This window comes from Candidatus Chordibacter forsetii (genome assembly GCF_964187505.1).
GTDB classification, from domain to species: Bacteria; Verrucomicrobiota; Verrucomicrobiia; order Opitutales; family Seribacteraceae; genus Chordibacter; species Chordibacter forsetii.
Genome location: NZ_CAXLML010000005.1, coordinates 1 through 4,457 on the forward strand (window position 1 = coordinate 1; position 4,457 = coordinate 4,457).

Sequence of the window (4,457 nt, forward strand, 5' to 3'; positions counted from 1 at the left end):
TCAATATCCTCAATTAAAACATCCTCAAAACTGTAAAATAACCGTCCCTCCACCAACTCGAATAATCTCTTACGAAAATAGACCTCAAAGCCTGCCCTCAGTTCATCATAGTATGAACTTTGATAATCTGATTTTTCTCGAAAAACTTCAAAGCCTGCAGCCACTCGACGGTTAAGAAACCATGGTTCCTCAAGGGCTAAACGGACTTCATTGCTCCTGGAACCAAGTTTCAAACGAAGTCGGAACTTTTGGCCGTCACCCTGCAGGCGGTGAGGCGCCCTCCATTTCATAATATCAAAATTACCCTGACGAAACTCTGCATACATCATGGCTTTTTCCAAAGTACTAAAACCCACTCCAAATGAGACATGACCAGTACGACCTTCGTCAACATCTACAATCATATTGCGTCGAGAATTTCTTAATTCCGGGTCACCAGATGCAATTGGTTCGTCGCTAATTGAAACTCTTTCGAAAAGCTTGGTGTTTTTCAGCCTTGCTTCGCTTGTTTCCATCCGAGTTAAATCAAAAGTCTCACCGGGTGCCAATGCAAGTTCCCGAATAAGAACAACCGTTTTAGTTTTCTCATTCCCTCTAACTTCGATGGAATTTACTGAAAACTTATTATTTTCCGTTATCTCAAATACTAAATCTATTTGGTTATTCACGAGGTTTGGTTTTCTTTGTATCCGGATTTTGGTGTCCAAATAACCTCTATTTCCATATATTTTTCTTAAGCGACTCCTTTCACTGGAAAGTAAAGTAGGGGAGTAAGGCTTACCAGTAGTGATTAAGGAATCATTTAACAAATCATTGCTATCAATAATGGCTTGTCCAAATACATTTTGAGTACCGAAATAAGACCTAGATCCTTCATTAATCGGGATTTGAAGATCAATTCTATTCGAGCCAAATGGATTTATGATGATTTTTGATTGGTTTATTTTAACATCTAAAAAGCCCTCATTTCGATAGATCTGTAATATTTTATCGATATCGTCATCTAAAACGCGCGGTAAATATTTTGACCTTTTTGACCAAAATCTCCAAAAGCGCCATGGAGCTGTTTCCATAGCATCAAGTAGTTCTCCACCATCCAATGCATTGTTACCTGAAAAATGGATTCGTCGAATTTTTCGTAATTCATTTTCTTCTATAAAAAAACTTAAGATTTTTTTATCGGGTTCATCTACACCTCGAAGAACTTGATAAGAAACATCAGAGTTCCAAAAACCCTTTTCTAGGTAGAGGGTCTTTAAACTTAATATGTCCGATTTAACTTTTGCCTCATCGTATAATTCTCCAACTTTTGCAGAAATGGATTTTAAAAGTTTTTTATCTGATAGCTCGTCATTTCCATTAAAACGGATTTCTTCAATCCTTGGCTTAGTAACTACTTTGAAAACGAGAGCGACATCATTATTTTTGGAAGAAACAGGATCTTTAAAAACCTTAACATCTCTAATGGAACCAGTTTCCATGAGGTTTCGAATCGATTTATCTATTGATGATGTTTTATAATGATCACCTTCTTGAACTTGCAAATTTTGTTTTACATATGACTCCCCTACAGTGGGGGGACCTGAAATTTGAATTTTTATACTCGAGATCGTCTTACCCCCCGAATAAGGATCGGCAATAAGAGTCGCAACGCATACCGAGAAAAATAATAAGAATGTAAATAGTCTCATATCCAATCTAATTCAAACGGTGGTCTTGTTGCATACTTTCGAATCGAGTGAATTTACGCCTAAATGCAAGATTGATTTTTCCCGTGGGACCATTTCTTTGCTTTGCTAATATCAATACAATAGGTTCGAAATCTTCTTCTTCACTTGATTCAGTCTCCCCATCATGGTCCATTTCTCTAATATCCTCACCCTTCCTTTGTTTACCGAGAAGCATAACTACATCAGCATCCTGCTCGATTGCTCCTGACTCGCGCAAATCTGAGAGTCTTGGATCCCTGCGTTCTTTTTCGGAGTCACGGTTTAATTGACTTAAAACCAATACAGGCACCTCCAGTTCCTTAGCCATTGCTTTGAGTCCACGAGATATTTCAGATATCTGGTTCTCTCGAGAAAAAACTCTCGATTCTGTTGAGATCAACTGGAGATAATCAACCACTATAAAATCTAGCTTATTACGCATTTTTAACCTTCTTGCCTTTGCCCTAATTTGGTTAATACTTAATCCACTAGTATCATCCACCCAAAGGGAGGCCTGTTGAAATTCTTTGCTTGTTTGATGTAGATTTTCGGCCTGACTGCGAGGGACAAAACCTTTTCGTAGGTCATTCATATTCACACGAGCTCTTCCACATATCAATCTCATCGCAAGTGATGTGGCACTCATTTCCAAACTAAAAACAAGGGCATGCCTGGGCTGATCTTGGTATTGTGCATTAAAAGCAATGTTTTCCACGATATTCATGGCAAGACTGGTCTTCCCGACCGATGGACGAGCAGCCAAAACGATCATTTCTCCAGGTTTGAAGCCATTAGTTAAACCATCTAAGTCAGAGTATCCGGTAAAAACACCATCTGTTTCCTCGCGAGAAAGCATGCGCTGGATTTGTTCCATCGCGTGTTGAATAGGTTCTCTGAACGGAATGGAAGCACGAAGGTTTTGATCATCACCCAATGAACAAACTCTTTGTTCAAAATTTGCGAGAAAATCTTCTACATTACTTGGTTGGCGGTTTGCTCCGTCAATCATTTCAAAAGCCATGTAAATACATTTTCGAAGCAGAGATTTTTGCTTCACTATATCTAGCCAAAAAGAAGCATGAGCCGTAGTATCAATTCGTCCAGCCAAGCTAGTGATTCCCTCTTGCCCACCAGCTAATTCTAAATTGCCATTAGTTTTTAGTTTTTCCGCCAAGACAATCTCATCAGGTTCAATCGTTTCCTGATGAAGATCGAGCAGAGCATCAAAAATCATTTGATGCTTGGTAAAATAAAAATCTTCTGGTCTGAGTGCTTGCTCAATACAATTGCTCATCACTTCACCTGAAGCGTCAACAATACAAGCTGCTAAAATTCCTTGTTCCGCATCAAGGTTACTAGGTAGTGCCTGCCCTTCAATCTTTTCAAGTGAACGACTGCCCACCTTCCTATCAGAAGATGAATCAGAATAATCCTTCGCGTTTGTAGACAGGGACGAAACAGTCGACATTAGTTTCCTTCCTTCTACGCTGATTGAAGGTAAATTATTCCTCTTCCTCGATGGGGTTTTCCGAAACTACTTCAACTTTCAATTCCGCAGTGACCTCCTTCGAGAGAGACAAAGGCACAATTGTTTGGCCGAGATTTTTGATGGGAGCAAAATTATTAAAGTGCTTTTTATCAAGTGAGAAGCCTTTCTCACTGACCTTCTCTATAATTTGAGAAGCAGTTACAGAACCGAACAGTTTACCTCCAGATCCTGTTTTAACAGCAATCGCAATAGAAAGACCTCCAATTTTAGAAGCAACATCTTGAGCGTTTTGCAATTCCTCTGCCTCTCTGGCTGCACGAGCAATCTTGAGGGAATCTAAGCGTTTCTTGTTAGCTTGATTAAGGGGAACCGCAATACCTTTAGGAAGTAAAAAGTTTCGGGCGTAGCCGGGGCGAACCTTGACTACATCACCTTCAGTTCCGAGGTTGTCGACTTTTTCTAAAAGTAAAATTTCTGTTTGAGCCATTGTTATAGTTTTTGGAGGGTTAAAAGGGTACGTCTTCGTCCAAGTCAGGTTCTGAGGGAGGTAAAGTTTGTTTGGGAGAGGCGGGGGATTCCGTTTGCCGATCGGGTTGGATATTTTTAGTGGGCATACTCGAACCCGAATCTGATTTCCCGGCATCTACAAATTCGAAGCTATCTAGTACAACTCGGATAGCACTACGCTTTTCCCCTTCTTTGGATTCCCATTGATCAAGCTTTAGTCGGCCTTCAACGAAAATCGACCTGCCTTTGGTGAAAAACCTCCCCACTGCCTCGGCCCTGGGCCCAAAACATTCAACCTCGATAAAAGTTACTTCTTCACGCTTATTTCCTTCGGAGTCTTTGAAGTTTCTATTAAGAGCAAGCCCGAAATTACAAACAGGCCTACCAGAAGACAGCATCTTTACCTCTGGATCGCGGGTAAGATTGCCAATTAAGAGGACTTTATTAAGTGAAGCCATGAAGAATCAAAGATACTAACTACTGCACTCGATTAAGATACGATCAACCTTTTTTTCAAGTCGCAGTTTTTCCTTAATTTTTTGCGGGGTTTCTGCAGTCCCTGAAAGCTCAAACTGAAGATATGTGCCTCGAGAAATCTTTTTTCTGGAAGGATAAGCAAAGTCATGTTGACCAAGCTCCTGCACTTTAGTTACTTCCCCATCTGATTGGGCAATCACTTCACTAAGCTTTGGTATCATTTCACTGGTCGATCCATCGCTTCCGCTTGGATCAACAACGATGGTGGCTGAGTA

Annotated in this window: 5 protein-coding genes; all 5 read right to left on the reverse strand. The window is 40.3% G+C overall.

Going from position 1 to position 4,457, the window contains the following annotated elements; genetic code table 11:
- Positions 1 to 1,691: outer membrane protein assembly factor BamA (bamA, locus tag ACKPQ4_RS00190; protein WP_407679189.1), on the reverse strand; the 1,691-nt coding region annotated here is incomplete at its 3' end.
- A gap of 7 nt (positions 1,692 to 1,698) precedes the next feature.
- Positions 1,699 to 3,177, reverse strand: a complete 1,479-nt coding sequence (gene dnaB, locus ACKPQ4_RS00195; protein ID WP_407679190.1) for a replicative DNA helicase — start codon at positions 3,175 to 3,177, stop codon at positions 1,699 to 1,701.
- A 34-nt stretch (positions 3,178 to 3,211) separates the two neighbouring features.
- Complete coding sequence (gene rplI, locus ACKPQ4_RS00200) at positions 3,212 to 3,685, reverse strand: 50S ribosomal protein L9 (RefSeq protein WP_407679191.1); 474 nt, start codon at positions 3,683 to 3,685, stop codon at positions 3,212 to 3,214.
- A gap of 19 nt (positions 3,686 to 3,704) precedes the next feature.
- Entirely contained in the window at positions 3,705 to 4,163 is a 459-nt protein-coding gene (locus tag ACKPQ4_RS00205; RefSeq protein WP_407679192.1) for a single-stranded DNA-binding protein, read from the reverse strand.
- Positions 4,164 to 4,178: 15 nt separating this feature from the next.
- The coding region (locus tag ACKPQ4_RS00210; protein ID WP_407679193.1) for a 30S ribosomal protein S6 at positions 4,179 to 4,457 on the reverse strand (279 nt) is incomplete at its 5' end.